This is a genomic window from Streptomyces sp. NPDC087270, from assembly GCF_044744625.1.
GTDB lineage: Bacteria > Actinomycetota > Actinomycetes > Streptomycetales > Streptomycetaceae > Actinacidiphila.
The window spans coordinates 108,988-126,307 of the sequence record NZ_JBIUYR010000022.1 but is presented as its reverse complement, the minus strand read 5'-3'; the positions used below and the strand labels follow the sequence as shown (position 1 = coordinate 126,307).

Below are 17,320 nucleotides of genomic sequence, written 5' to 3'. Positions count from 1 at the left end.
GACCCCCATGTCCATACGGTCCGGCCCGGTGGCGCCCCAGGCCGCTCGGCCTCGTCGGCCGGCCTCGTCGTCGGCCCCGCCCACCGGGCCGGATCAGTCCGCCACCCGGATCAGCAGCTTGCCGGTGCTGGTCCGCGACTCGACCAGCACATGCGCCTGCGCGGCGTCCGCCAGGCCGAACTCCGCGCTGACCGGCAGCTCCACCCCGCCCTCGGTGACGGTGTGGAACGCCCGGTCGGCCATCACGCGCAGCAGCGCCGGATCGGCGGCGGCCAGCCCGAGAAGGGAGAAGCCGCCCACCGTGAGGGCCGTCGGCATGACGTCCTCGGCGCCGATCCGCCACGGCTCGGCGCCCCCGGCGTTGCCGAAGGAGATCAGCCGGCCGAACCGCGCGACCACCGCCTTCGTACGGCGGAAGGTCTCGCCGCCGACCGGGTCGAGGGCGATGTCCACACCGCGGCCGCCGGTCGCGGCCAGCACCTCCTGGTCGAAGGTGTCGATCGTGAAGACCTGGTCGTAACCGGACTTGAGGGCGTGCTCGGCCTTCTCCAGGCTGGAGACGACCCCGTAGACCGCGCTGGCGCCGCCGGCCCGGGCGAGCTGGCCGGCGACGGTGCCGACCCCGCCGGCCGCGCTCTGCACCAGGACGGTGTCGCCCTCGCGGAGCCTGGCCACCTCGTGCAGCAGGCCGTACGCGGTCGGCAGCACGCTGGGCAGGGTGGCGGCGGTGCGCAGGTCGATGCCGCCGGGGAGGACGAAGACGGCGGAGGCGGGGGCGACCACCACGTCGGCGTAACCGCCACCGTCGAGGAAGGCGGCGACCTCCTGGCCGGGGGTGAACTCGCTGACACCGTCGCCGACTTCGCGGACCAGGCCGGAGACCTCGAGGCCCGGGCGGAAGGGCAGTTCCGCCACCCGGTAGCCGATGGAACGGGCCAGTATGTCGGCGAAGTTGACCCCGGCGTAGGCGATGTCGATGGTCACCTGGCCTGGCCCCGGGCGTGGTTCGGGCACGTCGACGAGGGTGAGTACCTCGGGTCCGCCGAACTCCTCGATGACGATGGCGCGCATGTGGTGCTCCCCCTAGCTGGTCGGCCACCGCGCCGAGGTGCTGCGGGCGCGGCGCCTACGGTCGATCCGTACCTGGTCGGGTGTTGCCGCTGTGCCGGTGTGAACTGAGTGCATTCTTCCCTGGGAACTCCCCTGTGCCGCCTGCTTGTTCCCGACCTTCACCGGAAGATCACCGCACCGGAGGCTCACTGCGCGCCGCCGCCTCCCGCGCGCACCAGGCCGGACTCGTAGGCGAGCACCACCGCCTGTACCCGGTCGCGCAGTTCGAGCTTGGTGAGGATGCGGCCGACATGGGTCTTGACCGTCGCCTCGGACAGCACCAGCTTCCTGGCGATCTCGCCGTTGGACATGCCCTGGGCGACCAGCAGCAGCACCTCGCGCTCGCGCTCGGTGAGCCGGTCGATCCCGGGGTGGCCGGCGGGCTCCGCCGCGTTGGGCAGCATCGGGGTGAAACGGTCCAGCAGCCGGCGAGTGGTGCTCGGGGCGACCACCGCGTCCCCGCTGTGCACCGCGCGGATCGCGGTCAGCAGTTCGTCCGGCGGCACGTCCTTGAGCATGAACCCGCTGGCGCCCGCCTTGAGCGCGGTGAAGGCGTACTCGTCGAGGTCGAAGGTGGTCAGGATCAGCACCCGGGGCACGGCGGGCGACCCGGCGCGGGCCGCGTCCTGGGCCGCGCCGCGGTCCGTGTGGCGGTCGCCGCCGCAGATCCGGCGGGTGGCCTCCACGCCGTCCATCCGGGGCATCCGCACATCCATCAGCACCACGTCGACCCGGGTGTGCCGGAGCACCTCCAGCGCCTCGGCGCCGTCGCCCGCCTCGGCCACGACCTCCATGTCCGGCTGGGCGGCGAGCACCATCCGGAAGCCGGTGCGCAGCAGCACCTGGTCGTCAACGAGCATGACGCGGATCGCCATCGGTCGGGGTCCTTTCGTGGTCGGGTGGTGGGGTCGCGAGGTGCCGCGGCGGCGGTCAGGGGACCGTCAGGGGCCGCCGCCGGTGCCCGGGGCGCACGGGGGCGGCGGCGGGGTCCGGCGGGCAGCAGGGGCGCGACGGGGCGGCAGCGGCCGGGAGTGTCATCCGGCGCCGCGCAGCGGCAGCACCGCGCTGATCCGGAAACCGCCGCCGGGGCGCGGCCCCGCCGTGAGGGTGCCGCCGACCATGCCGATCCTCTCCCGCATGCCGATCAGCCCCTGGCCCATGCCGTCCCGGCCGCCCTGCGCGTACAGCTCGCGCCGCGCGCCCCGGCCGTCGTCCTCGATCAGCAGGTCGAGCGAGGCGTCCCCGAAGCCGAGCAGCACGCTGGCGCTGGCGCCGTCGCCGCCGTGCTTGCGCACGTTGGTCAGCGCCTCCTGCACGATGCGGTACGCGGTCAGCTCGACGCCGCTGGACAGCGGGCGGGCCTGCCCGGCCACCTCGAAACGCACCGGCAGGCCGGCGCCGCGCACCTGGTCGATGAGGTCCGCGAGTTGGTCGACGCCGGGCTGCGGGACGTACTCGCCGCCCGCGTCGTCCCCGGCGCGCAGCAGTCCGAGCAGCCGCCGCATCTCGGCGAGCGCCTGCCGTCCGGTGGTCGAGATCGTGGAGAGGGCCTGCTTGGCCTGGTCCGGCGCGGCGTCCAGCACGTACGCGGCGCCGTCGGCCTGGACGACCATCACCGACACGTTGTGCGCCACCACGTCGTGCAGTTCCCGGGCGATACGGGCCCGCTCGGCGGCCACCGCCGCCTTCGACTGGGCCTCGCGCTCCCGGTGCAGCCGCGCGGCCCGCTCCTCCAGCTCGGCGTAGTACGCCTTCCGGGTGCGCAGGCGGTCGCCGACCACCCAGGACAGCGCGAAGATCACGGTCAGGAAGAAGGTCTGGAGCAGCGTGGTCCAGATCGTGGAGTACTCGGTGTGCGGCGGCCAGCGGAGCATCGACACCGGCGCGGCGGCCAGGCCGCCGATCAGGGCGAGCCGGGAGGACCAGCGCGCGCCGTTCGACGCGCAGGTGTAGATGATCACCAGGAAGGCGAAGTTGCCCGGGTTGGCGTGCACGTCCAGGACGAGTTGCAGCAGACCGACGGCCACCGCGAGCAGCAGCAGCCGCTCCGGGGCCTTGCGGCGCAGTGCGACGACGGCGGCCAGCGCGAACGACAAGGGGATCGCGGCGAGGCGGGCCGGCCTCGAAGGGGTGCTGTCCACGACGACCCACAGCGCGCACGACACCAGCAGGACGACGGCCCAGAAGCTGTCGACCCACGTCGGGTGTCGGCGGAAAAAGTCGTAGACGCGCTGCACATAACCCAGCGTAGGCATGGCAACCCGTCGCGGGGTCAGCCCCCAGAGCGATCCGCGCTACTCCCCAAGGTGGACCTCCGGTCGGGTCGGCCGCTTCCGGGGCGCCCCCGCGGGCGGCGGTGCCCTCTTCCCGAGGCGAGGGCGCCCTCAGCCCGCGCGGCGGTGGTTGGGGCGGGAGGTGGAGCGTGCGCGCTTCTCGACGTACATGCGTTGGTCGGCGGAGTGCAGGACCTCCTCCGCGGTCATGCCGCAGCCGGCCCAGCCGATGCCGAAGGAGGCGCCGACCCGGACCGCGCGGCCGTCCACGCGGATGGGCGGGATGATCGCGTTGCGCAGCCGCACCGTGAGGTCGGTTGCGTCCGCCGGGGCGAGCCCGTCGGCGAGGACCACGAACTCGTCGCCGCCGAGCCTGGCGACGGTGTCGCCGTCGCGGACGGCCCCGGTGAGGCGGCGGGCGACCTCGATGAGGACGGCGTCGCCGGTGTGGTGCCCGAACCGGTCGTTGATGGACTTGAAGCCGTCGAGGTCGCAGAAGAGCACGGCGAGCCCCTTGCCGGCCGCTTCCTCGTCGCCCTCGTCGGGCGCGACCGTGTGGACGTGGGAGTCGAAGGAGAGCGGCGCGGCCAGCTCGTCGGGCCCGTAGCCGTAACTGAAGGCGAAGCCGTCGCCGCCCTCGGGCTCGGCGGGCAGCCCCGAGGGGTCGGCGGGGCCGCGCTCCTGCGGGTGCGAGCACAGCCGTGCGGACAGCCGGGACCGCAGTTCCGCGCTGTTGGGCAGCCCGGTCAGGGAGTCGTGGCTGGCGCGGTGGGCGAGCTGGAGCTCGCGGCTCTTGCGCTCCTCGATGTCCTCGACGTGGGTGAGCAGGAACCGCGGCCCGTCGGTGGTGTCGGCGACCACCGAGTTGCGCAGGCTCACCCATACGTAGCTGCCGTCGCGCCGCGCGAGCCGCAACTCGGCCCGCCCGCCCTCGGCGGACGTACGGAGCAGCAGCCCGACGTCCTCGGGGTGCACCAGGTCGGAGAAGGAGTAGCGCCGCATCACGGAGGCGGAACGGCCCAGCAGGCGGCAGAGCGCGTCGTTGGCGCGCAGCAGCTTGCCGTGCTGGTCGCCGCCCATCTCGGCGATGGCCATGCCACTCGGGGCGTACTCGAACGCCTGCCGGAAGCTCTCCTCGCTCGCCCGCAGCGCCTGCTGGTCGCGCTCCAGCCGGACCAGGGCGCGCTGCATGTTCGCCCGCAGCCGGGCGTTGCTGATCGCGATGCCGGACTGGAAGGCGTACATCTGGAGGGCCTCACAGCCCCAGGGACCGGGGTGGCGGCCGCTGGTGGGCCGGTCGACGGATATCACCCCGATCAGCTCGCTGCCGACCGTCTGGGAGGCGTACATGGGCGCGTAGAGGCGGTCGCCGGGGTGCCACTCGTCGGGGAAGCGGGGCAGCGGGCCCTCGGTGTGCCACTGCGGCACGTCGTCGTCGATCAGCACCCAGCCCTCGGTGTGCGGGATGAAGCGCAGGGTGCCCCACTGCTCGCCCATGGCCAGCCGGCGGTCCCAGGACGCGCGCGAGCCGACCCGCCCGGACAGCAGCGCCTCGCCCGCCGCGCTCCCGGCGAACGCGGCCACCACGAGGTCGCCGTCGGGCCGGACCAGGTTCACGGCGGCCAGTTCGTACCCCAGGCCGCGGACCACTCCGTCGGCGACCGCCTGGAGCGCGTCCGCGAGGCTGCGCGCGGTGTTGAGGTCCGCCACGACCTGATGGAGCTGACGCAGGGTCGCGAGACGGACATACGGCTCCGACTCGGTGTCCATGCCCTAGTGCCCTCCCCACGGGTCCGGCGGCAACTCCAGCGAGGTTTCCCATGCCCCGGTCGCCGTAGCGACCGCGTCGTAATTCACAGTCTTCCAATTACAACGCCACTGAATCACAGCGAGCTGTCCAGTCGGTACACAGGGTCAACAATTCCTGCCGCTTGTGACTCAAGTCACACCCACAGGTAGGCAGTTGAGTACAGAACGTAGAGCACCGGTCCTAGGACCCGATACCCGCGCGGGATGGGACCGCAGCCCGATGCGACGGCTTCCTACCGGCCCGTAACGTAAGGAAACGTGCTTCACACTCCGCCTGGACGGCATCCTGGGACCACCATGGGTCAGACCGTCAGCACCGACGACTTCCGCGCCGCCATGACACGCCTGTCCGCGGGCGTCGTCCTCATCACCGCGCACGACCCGGAGGACGGGCCGCGCGGCGAGGACGTCGGCATGACCGCGACCGCGTTCATGTCCGTGTCGCTCGAACCGCCGCTGGTACTGGCCAGCGTGCGGGTCGGGTCGCGGATGGAGGAGCTGCTCGACCGGCAGCCCCGGTGGGCGGTGTCCGTGCTCAGCGAGAGCCAGCGGCACATCGCCGGGCGGTTCGCGATGCGCGGGCGGATCAGCGACCGGCTGCTGTTCGAGGACGTGTCCTACTACCGCGGTGAGGCGTCCGGCGCCCCCATCCTCGGCGGCGCCCTGGCGATACTCGAGTGCGAGACCGAGCAGCATGTGCTCGCGGGCGACCATGTGCTCGTCATCGGCCGGGTGCTGACCGCCCGCACGCCGAGCGCCGAGGGCGGCCCGCTCACCTATTTCCGCGGCCGCTACCGCTTCCTCTCCTGATTTCTCTCCCGGCGGCGGGCGGGGCCGGGTCCTGGCCATCCGGGTCCCGGACGGCCGGTCCTGGATAGCCGGGTCGCCGGACGGCCGGGTCGCCGGACGGCCGGGTCGCCGGACGGCCGGGTCGCCGGACGGCCGGGTCGCCGGACGGCCGGGTCGCCGGACGATTCGGTCCAGAACCGCTCAGTCCCAGGCGCCGCCGCGGCCCTTCTTCGTCTGGCTGCGCTGCTTCTTCTCGCGCAACCGCTTCTCGTTGATCCCCCGGGGGATGCGGGTGGGGCGGCGCGTCTTGGGCGGCGGGGCGGTCGCCTGCGCGAGGATCGCGGCCATCCGGGCCGCGGCCGTCTCGCGGTTGCGCCACTGCGAGCGGTGCTCCGACGCCCGCACCGTGAGCACCCCGCCCACCAGGCGGCCCGACAGCCGCTCCAGCGCCCGCGCCCGCCACACCGGCGGCAGCGACTCGTTGGCCGCGAGGTCGAACCGCAACTCGACCTGGCTGTCGCTGGTGTTCACATGCTGGCCGCCGGGCCCGGACGAGCGGGAGAAACGCCACATCAGCTCGGCCTCCGGGACGGAGACCGAGCCGCGAATGATCAGTGGCCCGGGCATGACTCCATGATCCCGCCACCACCCCCTCCGCGTCACGGGGATTTCCCCGCCGGATCGGAACCGTACGAACCCCCCTTGGCGTTCAGACGGGTGACGGTAGTTTCGTCCGGAACATCTACGACCACACAAAGGGGACTTCCCATGGCGGTAAGCCTGACCAAGGGCGGCAACGTCTCACTGACGAAGGAGGCGCCCGGTCTGACCGCCGTCACCGTCGGCCTCGGCTGGGACGTCCGGACCACCACCGGCACGGACTTCGACCTCGACGCCAGCGCGATCGCGGTGAACGCGACCGGCAAGGTCTACTCGGACGGCTTCTTCGTCTTCTTCAACAACAAGCAGAGCCCCGACCAGTCCATCGTGCACACCGGTGACAACGTCACCGGCGAGGGCGACGGCGACGACGAGCAGATCAACGTCAACCTCGCCGCGCTGCCGGCCGACATCGACAAGGTCGTCTTCCCGGTCTCGATCTACGACGCCGAGACCCGCAGCCAGAACTTCGGCCAGGTCCGCAACGCCTACATCCGCGTCCTCAACCAGGCCGGCGGCGCCGAGATCGCGCGCTACGACCTGAGCGAGGACGCCGCCACCGAGACCGCCATGGTCTTCGGCGAGCTGTACCGGAACGGGGCGGAGTGGAAGTTCCGCGCCATCGGCCAGGGGTACGCCTCCGGCCTGGTCGGCATCGCGAGCGACTTCGGCGTCAACCTCTGACCACTCGACGTCCGACCGCTCGACGTCTGGACCGCTCGACCTCTGACAGCTCGACCCCTGGCCGCGCTCAGCGGTTCGGCGGACCCGCGGACGGCTCCCCCGCCCGGCATCTCCGGTGCGACGGGAGCCGTCCGCGTGTTCGCCCTCAGCGAACATGGGGGGCCGGCGGCGCGGTTCGGCGGAGCAGTCGGCCGATCGGACCGATCGGTCGCATGATCGGCCTGCCGTCCTTGGGAACTCCTTTACGCTTCCGATGAGTTCTCGGTAGGGAACAGCGACGAACCGTACGACCGCAGCGCGGCCCCGTACCGACACACGCTCAGGAGAGACGCCATGGCACTGTGGGACCGCTTCAAGGAATCCGCCCAGGGCATGCAGACACAGCTCAACGCGAAGAAGAACGACCTCAAGAGCGGCGCCTTCCGCGACGCCAGCATGGCGATCTGCGCGCTGGTGGCCGCGGCCGACGGCAGCGTCGCGCCCGAGGAGCGGCGCCGGGTGGCCTCGCTCATCGCGAGCAACGACGTCCTGCAGAACTTCCCGGCCGCCGACCTCCAGCGCCGTTTCGACGACTACCTCGACCGGCTGGCCGCGGACTTCGACTTCGGCAAGGTGGCCGTGCTCCAGGAGATCGCCAAGGTGCAGAAGAAGCCTACCGAGGCACGGGCGGTCATCCAGATCGGTATCGTCATCGGCGGCGCGGACGGCGTGTTCGACAAGTCCGAGCAGGGAGTGGTACGCGAGGCGTGCTTCGCGGTGGGCCTCAACCCCGCGGAGTTCGACCTCTGACGCGGGGAGGGCCGGTGGATGCCGGATGACGAGGAACAGGCGCTGGCGGTGTACGAAGCGCTGCGCCAACTGGGCAGCGCACTGCCGGGCGAGATGGGCCGCGCGACCGACCTCGACCAGGAGCGGGCCACCGCGGCGCTGGGGCGGCTGACCGAACTCGGCCTGGTCCACGGGCGCCCCGACGGCCAACTGGAGCCCGTGGAGCCCGACACCGCGCTGGTGCGCGCCATGGACGTGTACCACCGGGCCGCCGAGGACCACGCGAGCCGAGCCGAGTCCTTGTACCGGGCCACCCAGGCCCTCCTCTACGTCTACCGGCCCGCCGTCGAGCGCGTGTCGAACAAGGTGGAGATCGAGTCCATCACGGACCCCCGGGCGAAGGTGCGGATGGTCGCCGCGATGAACGCGATCGCCCAGACCAGCGCCGACTCGTTGCACCCGGGTCCCATGCCGCCGATGGAGCTGCTGGAGCTGTCCATCGAGCAGGACACCCAGATGCTCAAGCGGGGTGTGCGGCTGCGCGCGATATACCCGGAGGCCGTTCTCCAGTCGTCCAAGCACCTCCGGTACCTGGAGCGGTTGTCCGGCCTCGGCGTGGCGGTCCGGCTGCTCGACCACGCGCCGTTCGACATCCTGCTCCAGGACCGGGAGGTGGCCTGCCTGCCGGCGAATCCCGATCACCCCGGTGGTTCGCCGATGCTGCTGGTCCGCAGCACCAAACTGGTGTGGCCCCTCCAGGTGATCTTCGAGGACTACTGGCTGCGCGCCGTCCCGCTGGCGGACGCGGCCTCCTCCGGCACCGACACGTCGGTCTTCACCCCGCAGGAGCGGGTGGTGATCCGGCTGATGGCCACCGGTCTGAGCGACGACCAGATCGCCCGCAAGATGGGCGTGCACCGTCGCACCGTGCAGCGGGCGGTGGCGAAGCTGATGGACCGGCTGCACGCCGGAAGCCGCTTCGAGGCGGGCCTGAAGCTCGGGCAGGACAAGGGCTTGGCACGGGTGCTGCCGCCGAGCCGGAGCGGGTCCGGCGTGGCCGTCGGCTGAGTCGGCCGAGTCGGGGGCGGCGGTGGCTGTAGCTGCGGCGGTGGCTGTGGCCGGGGCTGTGGCGGCCGAGTCGCCTGGGTGGGCCGGCTGTCCGGCCGCTCGTTCCCGTGCGGTGGACGCGCGGGAACGAGCGGCACTGGGGGCCGTTGGGCCGGTCGGCCCCCATGACGTCCGCCGAGGACTCCCCCCCGGGCGACCGGGCGAGCAGACCGGTCGTGCCCTCGGCGGCACCCGGCCACAGCAATACGGGGAAACCGCGGCCGGCGGCGCCAAGGCGCCTCGGCACCTTCGGGAGGCGGGGAGTCACGCCGCGAGGTGCCGTACTGAATTGATATCCGAACAAGCCAGGGGATGCCTAGCTGCGTTTGCCCTCCTCCATCCCGGACGCACGTCTCCAACCCCACCACGACCAGGGATTTCGTCCTTCGACGGGCAGCCTTGTCCAAAAAGCGACACGTACCAATATGGACACCCGAACCCGCGTCTGTGACGACGATGCGGCAGCCGGGACTCCGGTGGAGACTTGGCGGGGGAAGGGAACCACCAGGCGCTGTCCCGCCGTCACTCATCGTCGGAGAGCGCGGTGGCACCGCGGTCGTGGGGGAGATGAAGCGGATGGAAGAGTCGGCGGACAAGGCTGCGGAGACGGCCGAGGAGACGGCTGCGGGGACGGCCGAGGAATCGGGTTCCGGGGATTCCAGCCCGGGCGATTCCGGCCCAGGGGATTCGGGCTCAGACGATTCCCGCCCAGGGGATTCGGGCTCAGGGGATACCCGCCCGGACAATTCCGGCGCGGAGGGCCCCGACTCTGATCCCGACCCCGACCCCGACTCAGGCTCCACGTGGTGGCGCCGGCACCCGCGTTGGACCGCGGGGGTGGCGGTGGCGGCCGTGGTGGCCGGGGCGTTCACCGGCGGATGGTTCGCCGCGCCGCCGGACCACACGTACACACCACAGGTGGCGGCCTCGCAGCCGGTCACGGTGACCGCCGCACAGGCCCACCAGGGCGTGTCCTCCTGGCCGACGCTCGGCAACCGGCCGAACGACCGCGGCCCGGGGCACGCGGCCATGGAGATCCTGCTCTCCAACGGCTTCGGCCCGCACTCCTGGGTCAACTACCCCGACTTCAGGCCCGATTCACAGACCCCCCTCGTCTACGACAACCACCACCCGAGCGGCGAGATCCTGTTCTCCGGCACGGTGCCGCATCTCCCCCACGTGACCCTGGTGTCGACCGGCGGCGAACTGCTGCAGTACGAAAGCGGCCCCGGAGCAGGGTCGGAGAAGATCGTCTACCGCGCGCCCGCGCCCTGGGACGACACTCCCTTGTTCAGTCCACCGCTCGCGCTCAACTGGGAACACCAGTCGGGCGCGCCTTCCCCGCTGGCCATACCGCCGTGGCTGACCCACGTCCAGGTCGAGGGCTTCGACGGCAAGGATCTCGGCTGGCGGCCCCTGAAGGTCACCGACGGACTCAGCGCCCCTGTCCCCCCGTTCGGCTACCGGTCGACCACCGTCGGGGGCCAGCACATCGTCGACATGCACAGCGACTGCGGGATCGGTGCGCTGATCCAGGCCGATGACACGTCGTTGGGCAAGCCCCGCAAGGTCACCTTCGTCTACGCCCCGGGCTGGCCGTACGCGGTCAGCCTCACGTACGCGCCGTCCAACGCCGATCTGCCCGGACCCGCCGGGCCGGCGCCGCTCGACCAGCCCTACATCCGCCGGATGGCCGGAGATCTGCTGTGCGGGACGTCCGGCATGGACGAGGGAGATCCCCCGGCCTCGGAGGTCGAGTGGACCCAGGAGTGGCACGGCACCACCTCCCCCGACGGTGAGGTGGCAGTGGTCCAGCAGAAGGTCTCGTATCCCTCCGGCGGTGACTACGGCGAGGACTCCCGCAGTGGACTGCTGGAGGTCGGCATCGACAAGGCGTCGGTCTACACCGACCTCGGCTCGAACTACGACACTTCCGGTCGCTACGCCCCCGCGGTCTCCATCGGCTGCGTCACCGATGCGGGCGGGCTGACGGTGGTCGGCCCCACGACCGCCACCACCGTCACCCTGGTCGACCCGCTGGCCGGACGGCACTGGTCAGGGCACGGCCACGTGCTCAAGGTTCCCAAGGGCCAGTTGCCGAAGAAGGGGACCTACCTGGCCGCGATGGCGGTCACGCCGGGGAAGAACGGCGGCACCGACACCAGGGACTGCGCGGCGCCGTAACGCCCTGCCGGGCGGGCGGGCGGTCGGGCGGACGGCTGGCCGGGCGGGCGGTCAGGCGCGCGGACAGGCGATCCAGCGGTGGGGCGGCGCGCCCAGGTTCGCGTATGCCTTGACGGTTATATTCCCGGTGGGGAATATTAGGTCGCATGGACACCGCGGTGTGGGGCGCGCTCGCCGACGAGAACCGGCGGGCGATACTCGGCCGGCTGCTGACCGGCCCGCAGCCCGTCGGCGAACTGGCCGAACGGTGCGGGCTGAGCCAGCCCAGCATGTCCAAGCACCTGCGGGTGCTGCGCGAGGCCGGACTGGTCCGCGTGCAGGTCGACGCGCAGCGCCGGGTGTACGCCCTGGAGCCCGCGCCGATGGCGGAGCTGGACGCGTGGCTGGCACCGTACCGGCGGCTGTGGAACCGGAGTCTGGACGCGCTCGGCCGCCGCTTGGACGAGGCGCACGCGGGTTCCGTCGAGCGGTCCGCGCCGGCCGAGCCGTCCGAGCAAGCCGCGTCGGCCACGTCAGCCGAGCCGGCTGCGTTGGCTGCGGCCGATCCCGAGGAGCGGGCTTCGCTCGCGCCACCGACGCGACCGGCACGCCCGACACCGCCGAGGCAACCGAGGCAACCGAGAGACAGGAAGCAGCCATGAACGTCATCGACCCCGGCAGCTACCTCGAACTGGACGGCGGACGGTCCGCGGTCCGCTTCGAACGGGTCTACGACCACCCGATCGACCGGGTGTGGGCGCTGGTGAGCGAACCGACCGAACTGGCGCACTGGTTCCCGTTCCCCCGGATCACCGTCGACCTGGCGGTGGGCGGCGAGATCACCTTCGCCGGCGACCCCAACATGCCGGACATGGTGCTGACCGGCGAGGTCACCGCGGTCGACCCGCCGCACCTGTTCGCCTTCACCTGGGGCGGCGACGAGTTGCGGTTCGAACTGACCCGGCTGGACGGCGCCCGTACCCGCCTCACCCTCACCGACTTCCTGGAGAGCCCGGACGCGGCGGCGCGCAACGCGGCCGGCTGGGACCTGTGCCTGGCCGCCCTCGACGCCCGAGCGGCGAGCGAAACCGCGGGCTCGGTAGCGGGCTCGGTAGCGGGCGAAGCAGCAGGTGAAGCAGCAGGTGAAGCGGCCGGCGCGGCGGTGAACCGACGATCCGGCGAGCGGCCCGCGCGGCATCGGCCCAGCGGCCCGCCGCCCACCTGGCAGCGGCGCTACGACGCCTACGTCGCGGCGGGCATGCCCAACGGCGCCCCGTTCCCCGGCAGTTCCTGACCCGCCGCGGGAACGAACGTCGCCGGGTGGCAGTAGGGCAGCGGGTCGATCGCCCGGTCGGTGCAGAACCGCGCGATCAGGTCGCCGAGTTCGTCGCTGCGCTCCACCGGCAGGAGGTGGTCGGCCTCCTTGACGGTGGTGAACCAGGCACCCTCCAGGCAACGCGCGGCGGCCAGGCCCATGGCGGGCGGCGTCAGCGTGTCGTGCTCACCCGTCAGCACGAGTGCGGGCACGCGGGGCGCCGGCCGCGGCACGTACCAGTCGTGGGACATCAGACGGTGGTTGTGCTCCACGTCCATCCGCACCTCCTCGGCGCTGCGCCCGGCGAACTGCCGGTACAGCAGCCGGGACACGGCGGCGTACCGCCGTACGGTCCCGGTGCCGGGCGGGGACATGAAGCGGTCCACCAGCTCGCGGGCGATGTCGTCGCTGCGGCCCTCGGCGAGCATCGCCATCCAGCGCGGCACGCAGTCGGTGTAGTCCTTCGGCAGGTCCCTGGTCATGCCGACCAGCATCAGCCGCCGTACCCGATCGGGGTGGCGCTGGGCGAAGCGCAGCCCGATCGCGCCGCCGAAGCAGGCGCCCAGCAGGTTCGCCCGGGAGACCCCGAGGTCGTCGAGGGTCCCGAGCACCGCGTCGGCGAGGAAGTCGATGCCGTGCCGGGCGGGCAGGAAGGCGGCGCCGCCGTATCCGGGCAGGTCGACGGTGATCACATGGCCCAGCGGGAGCAGCGCGCGCTCGAACCGGGTCCAGGACAACCGGTCCTGGGAGGAGCCGCCGAGGATCAGGAACGGTTCGGTGCTCGGGTGCTCGCACCAGGCGACCCGGGAGACGAAACGGAAGCCGTCGGCGCTGAGTTCGCGTTCCTCGACCCCGCGGTGGCCGACGCACCCGGATGCTTCGCGGTCGGACGGTTCACGGTCGGACGGTTCGCGGTCGGGCAGTTCGCGGTCGGGCAGTTCGCGGTCAGGTCGCTCCGGTTCCGGCCGCCCGAACCCCGGTTGCCCGGGACCCGTTTGGCCGGGACCCGTTTGGCCGGGCAGCGCGGCCCGCGTCGTAGCGATTGTCATACCGGGACACTCCTGGTTTTTCGGGCAGGGCGAACTGCATCCCTATCACGGTCGGGCCCGCTCGGTGGCACCCCCGGGCGGGCGCCGCCGACGTACGCCAGTGCCAGCCGTAGGTGGTCGGCATCGACCTCCTCGGCGCGCCGGCCCCAGCCGACCGCGTATCCCGCGGGCGCGCGAGAACGCCCCCGTGCGACCCGACCGGTGGGACGGGACGCACGGGGGCGCGATGCACGTCGTGCCCGTCCGACGTACCGGGCGAGCGGACGGCGCTATACGGGTGCGGGTGCGGGTGCGGGCGTGCGGCTCAGCTCGGCACCTTCCAGTTCTGCGCCGCCGAGCCGTTGCAGCCGTACAACTGGAGCTGGGTACCGTTGGCCGTGGACGAGTTCGGGTCGTCGAGGCACAGCCCGGACTCCGGGTTGACCAGCGATCCGTTCGAGCCCGCGGTCCACTGCTGGGCGCCGCTGCCGTTGCAGGTCCACAACTGGATCAGCGTGCCGTTGGTGGTCCCGCTGTGGTCGGCGTCCAGGCACTTGCCGAGGGTCCGGAGCGTGCCGTCGGCGGCGACGATCCAGTCCTGCGCGTAGGTGCCGTCGCAGCCCCAGATCTGGACGTGGGTGCCGTCGGCGGTACCGGAGGTCGCGTCGTCCACGCACAGGTTCGACCCCACCCCGGCGGCGATCGGGCCGATCTTCGGCGAGGCCGGCGCCGTGGTGTCACCGGCGTACGACGGCGGGGCCGCGGACGCCGCCGTCGCCCAGGAAGTGTTGGCGGTGGTGCCGAGGGTGTAGTCGAGCGTGCCACCCGCGGTGATCGCCGTGGTGGGGGCGTAGGCGTTGTTCCAGGCCGTACCGTTCCACGTCGCGGACTGCACGTAAGGGGCGTTGTCGGCGGCGCCGTTACCGTTGATCGTGAGCGTGTTGCCGGACGGCAGCGTGACCACGGCCTGGGTGAACAGCGGTGAGCCGAGGGCCAGATCGGACGTGCCCGGGGTCTCGGGGTACATGCCGAGCGCGGCCCAGACGTACCAGGCGCTCATCGCACCCAGGTCGTCGTTGCCGTCGGCCAGCCCGCCGGGGGTGTTCGCCCAGATCTGGTCCTGGATCGCCCGCACGGTGCCCTGCGTCTTGTAGGGCGCGCCGGTGTAGTCGTACTCCCAGGGCAGTTCGATGCTGGGCTCGTTGCCGACCCAGGCGTAGCCGTCGTCACCGGTGAAGCTGCGCAGCGTGGTGTCCAGGTAGTCGTTCATGGCCGCGTTGCCGCCCTTGGCCTTCGCCAGGCCGCCGATGTCGAACGGCACCATCCCGGTGTAGATCCAGGAGTCGGCCTCGACCATGTCGGTGCCGCTGGTGGGGTCGAAGCCGCCGGTCCAGGAGCCGTCCGCGTTGCGCGGCTCGACGAAGCCGGACGCCGGGTTGAGCACGTTGCGCCAGTCCTGCGCGCGGTTGGCGTACGTCTTCTGGTTGCCGGTGTCGCCGAGCGCACCGGCGAAGGCCGAGAGCGCGAAGTCGGCGGTGTTGTACTCCAGCGTCGTGGCCACCGGGCCGTAGAAGTTGCAGCAGCCGTAGCTGCCGTCGTGCGGCATGTATCCGGGCGAGTTCAGGTAGTTCAGGCCCGGCCGGTCGTTGTTGGTCTTGCTCGCCTGAGCGACCATGTCCGCCAGCGCGGTGGCGGTGTCGAACTTCGTGGCGCCGAAGGCGTGGTAGTCCGCGAGGATGGCGTCCGCGGGGTCCCCGACCATGACGTACGACTCGCCGTTGTCCTCGGACCACTTGGGGAAGATCCCGGTCTGCGCGTAGTCGTCGACCATCGACTGCGCGGTGTCCGAAGCGGCCTGCGGGTCGACCAGCGCCTCGAGTTGGGCCTGGGAACGGTAGATGTCCCAGCCGGAGTAGTTGGCGTACGCCGCGCTGTGGCCGGAGTCCACGGTGTGCGTCTTGCCGTCGAAGCCGTAGTACTGGCCGTTGGTGTCACTGATCACGTTCGGGTGCAGCAGCGAGTGGTAGAGCGCGGTGTAGAAACTCTGCTGCTGCGCGGAGGTCCCGCCCGCGATCTGCACCTTGCCGAGCGCGCTGTTCCAGGAGCCCTGCGCGGCGGTGCGGGTCGCGTCGAAGTCCCAGCCGCCGTTCTCCGCCGTGCGGTTGGCGACCGCGTTGGCGACCGACACGTACGACACGCCCACCTTGGCCTGCACGACCGGGTTGGACGTGGTGTTGAACGTGACGTAGCCGTTCGACGCGGCGGCGTCCGGCGACTTCGATGTCGCGGCCTTCGGCGCCTTGCCGTGCAGCACCGGCTTGTTGGGCTTCTCGGCGGCGTTCTTGGAGGCCTTGCCCGACGTCGCGGGGGCGGTCGCCGACGGCTTCACGACCGAGCTGCCCTGCGACGCGAACGGCTGGTCGAAGACCATGTCGAAGTACACGGTGTACGTGTTGCCCGCGCCGCAGAAGTGCCCGCTGGTGACCTGACCGCTCACCTCGGTGTCCGAGACCTTGGTGAACTGCGTCGACGTGTCGCCGTTCTGGCTGCCGTTCAGCTTGAAGACCAGGTTGGACTGGGTGCTGGACGGGAACGTGAAGCGCGCCATCCCGCTGCGCGTCGTAGCGGTCAGCTCGGTGGTCACCTGATTGTTGAGCGTGACCTTGTACGACCCAGCGGACGCCGACTCGTTGGAGTGCGAGAACGCGTCCGTCGCGCCCGTGTTCACCGCACCCACCGTGGGCAGCACCGGTATGTCACCGGCCGCACCGCAGCCGGGCCCGGCGATATGGGTGAGGCTGAAACCGGTGATCGTCGAGTCGTTGTACTCGTAACCACCACCGGACGGACGCGACGGCGTGTCCGGGCTCCACTGCACCATGCCGAACGGCACGTCCGCGCCCGGGAAGTCGTCGGCCTGGTTCGAAGTCCCGATGAACGGGTTGACCAGGGTGGCCGGCGACGTGACGAGCGCGGCCTTCCCGGCCGCCGACGCGGGAGTACACATCCCGGCCACGGCCAGCGCCGCAGCCGCGAGCACGCCGATCACGGCCGCTCCGGGTGGTCTCGACAGTCGTGTCATCGCGGGTACTTCTCCTCTGCTCGTGAGTTCGACATCGTTGTCTGGCTCCACAGGAGCGCGACTCCGGAGTGATAAGCGAGATCCGACAACGTTGTCAGGCCATACGGAGATGGAACGCGTACTGATGCGAGTGCGTACATGGGGGGACTCCGGGGCTCAGGGGCGCCCAAGGACGCCGACGAGAGGAGAGCGCTCTCGGCGAAGTTAGCCACGCGGCAGGAACACGTCAATGACCCGTGCAAGCGGTCGGACCAATGAGGGGGTGGGGATTCGCGGCGGGATTCGCGGCGGAGTTGGGGGCGCCGAGGGACGCGGGCGGGGATGGTGCGGCTTGGGGGTATCGGCGCAGAGTGCGGCAACGTAGGTGGTTGGTGCGACGCTTGGGAGTGTTGGGGCGGGTTGTTCGGGGTCGGGGGCGCGTCATCCGATGTCTGGCGCGGGGGGCGCGGGGGGCGCGGGGGGCGGGAGTGCAGGAGAGTGCCCGGCGGCGTGGACGGCGACGACATCGGGCAAGGGATCGGACAACAGAAGG

At 71.6% G+C, this 17,320-nt stretch carries 13 protein-coding genes and 1 pseudogene; 7 read left to right on the top strand and 7 right to left on the bottom strand.

Annotated elements, in window-relative coordinates; translation table 11 throughout:
* Nucleotides 1–93 precede the first annotated feature (93 nt).
* The 4 genes from ACIPAE_RS33905 to cdgB form a co-directional block, all read right to left on the bottom strand.
* Entirely contained in the window at nt 94–1,071 is a 978-nt protein-coding gene (locus ACIPAE_RS33905) for a zinc-binding dehydrogenase (RefSeq protein ID WP_329366133.1), read from the bottom strand.
* Between the two features lie 185 nt (nt 1,072–1,256).
* A complete protein-coding gene (locus tag ACIPAE_RS33900; protein WP_329366135.1) occupies nt 1,257–1,985 on the bottom strand; it encodes a response regulator transcription factor in 729 nt (242 codons plus the stop codon).
* Nucleotides 1,986–2,144: 159 nt separating this feature from the next.
* Nucleotides 2,145–3,347, bottom strand: a complete 1,203-nt coding sequence (locus tag ACIPAE_RS33895) for a sensor histidine kinase (RefSeq protein WP_366412612.1) — start codon at nt 3,345–3,347, stop codon at nt 2,145–2,147.
* A gap of 147 nt (nt 3,348–3,494) precedes the next feature.
* Nucleotides 3,495–5,153 carry a diguanylate cyclase CdgB gene (gene cdgB / locus ACIPAE_RS33890; RefSeq protein WP_329366137.1) on the bottom strand — a complete coding sequence of 553 codons (1,659 nt, stop codon included), beginning with the start codon at nt 5,151–5,153 and terminating at the stop codon, nt 3,495–3,497.
* 336 nt (nt 5,154–5,489) lie between these two features.
* Here cdgB and ACIPAE_RS33885 point away from each other — a divergent pair, with 336 nt between their 5' ends.
* Complete coding sequence (locus ACIPAE_RS33885; protein ID WP_328467624.1) at nt 5,490–6,002, top strand: flavin reductase family protein; 513 nt, start codon at nt 5,490–5,492, stop codon at nt 6,000–6,002.
* 180 nt (nt 6,003–6,182) lie between these two features.
* Here the strand turns inward: ACIPAE_RS33885 and arfB are convergent, their stop codons facing one another.
* Nucleotides 6,183–6,608, bottom strand: a complete 426-nt coding sequence (arfB, locus tag ACIPAE_RS33880) for an alternative ribosome rescue aminoacyl-tRNA hydrolase ArfB (protein ID WP_328467622.1) — start codon at nt 6,606–6,608, stop codon at nt 6,183–6,185.
* Between the two features lie 141 nt (nt 6,609–6,749).
* Here arfB and ACIPAE_RS33875 point away from each other — a divergent pair, with 141 nt between their 5' ends.
* The 6 genes and pseudogenes from ACIPAE_RS33875 to ACIPAE_RS33850 all read left to right on the top strand — a co-directional run bounded on the left by ACIPAE_RS33875 (nt 6,750) and on the right by ACIPAE_RS33850 (nt 12,657).
* Nucleotides 6,750–7,325, top strand: a complete 576-nt coding sequence (locus tag ACIPAE_RS33875) for a TerD family protein (RefSeq protein ID WP_328467620.1) — start codon at nt 6,750–6,752, stop codon at nt 7,323–7,325.
* 333 nt (nt 7,326–7,658) lie between these two features.
* Nucleotides 7,659–8,114 (top strand): TerB family tellurite resistance protein, encoded by a 456-nt coding sequence (locus ACIPAE_RS33870; protein WP_328467618.1) that lies wholly within the window; start codon nt 7,659–7,661, stop codon nt 8,112–8,114.
* Between the two features lie 18 nt (nt 8,115–8,132).
* A complete protein-coding gene (locus ACIPAE_RS33865; protein WP_329366142.1) occupies nt 8,133–9,161 on the top strand; it encodes a helix-turn-helix transcriptional regulator in 1,029 nt (342 codons plus the stop codon).
* 876 nt (nt 9,162–10,037) lie between these two features.
* Entirely contained in the window at nt 10,038–11,384 is a 1,347-nt protein-coding gene (locus ACIPAE_RS33860; protein ID WP_402450538.1) for a hypothetical protein, read from the top strand.
* 146 nt (nt 11,385–11,530) lie between these two features.
* A pseudogene (locus tag ACIPAE_RS33855) lies at nt 11,531–11,830 on the top strand (ArsR/SmtB family transcription factor); the annotation flags it as partial.
* 191 nt (nt 11,831–12,021) lie between these two features.
* Nucleotides 12,022–12,657: an SRPBCC family protein gene (locus tag ACIPAE_RS33850; RefSeq protein ID WP_402450536.1), complete on the top strand. Its 636-nt coding sequence runs from the start codon at nt 12,022–12,024 to the stop codon at nt 12,655–12,657.
* On the opposite strand, the gene ACIPAE_RS33845 is transcribed toward ACIPAE_RS33850, so the two are convergent.
* Together ACIPAE_RS33845 and ACIPAE_RS33840 are read right to left on the bottom strand one after the other, a co-directional pair.
* The gene (locus tag ACIPAE_RS33845; RefSeq protein WP_402450534.1) at nt 12,606–13,727 is read right to left on the bottom strand and encodes an alpha/beta fold hydrolase; all 1,122 of its coding nucleotides are present in this window, start codon (nt 13,725–13,727) and stop codon (nt 12,606–12,608) included. The two genes, ACIPAE_RS33850 and ACIPAE_RS33845, sit on opposite strands and share 52 nt — an antisense overlap.
* A 304-nt stretch (nt 13,728–14,031) precedes the next feature.
* Entirely contained in the window at nt 14,032–16,788 is a 2,757-nt protein-coding gene (locus tag ACIPAE_RS33840) for a lectin (protein WP_402450531.1), read from the bottom strand.
* Nucleotides 16,789–17,320: the final 532 nt, after the last annotated feature.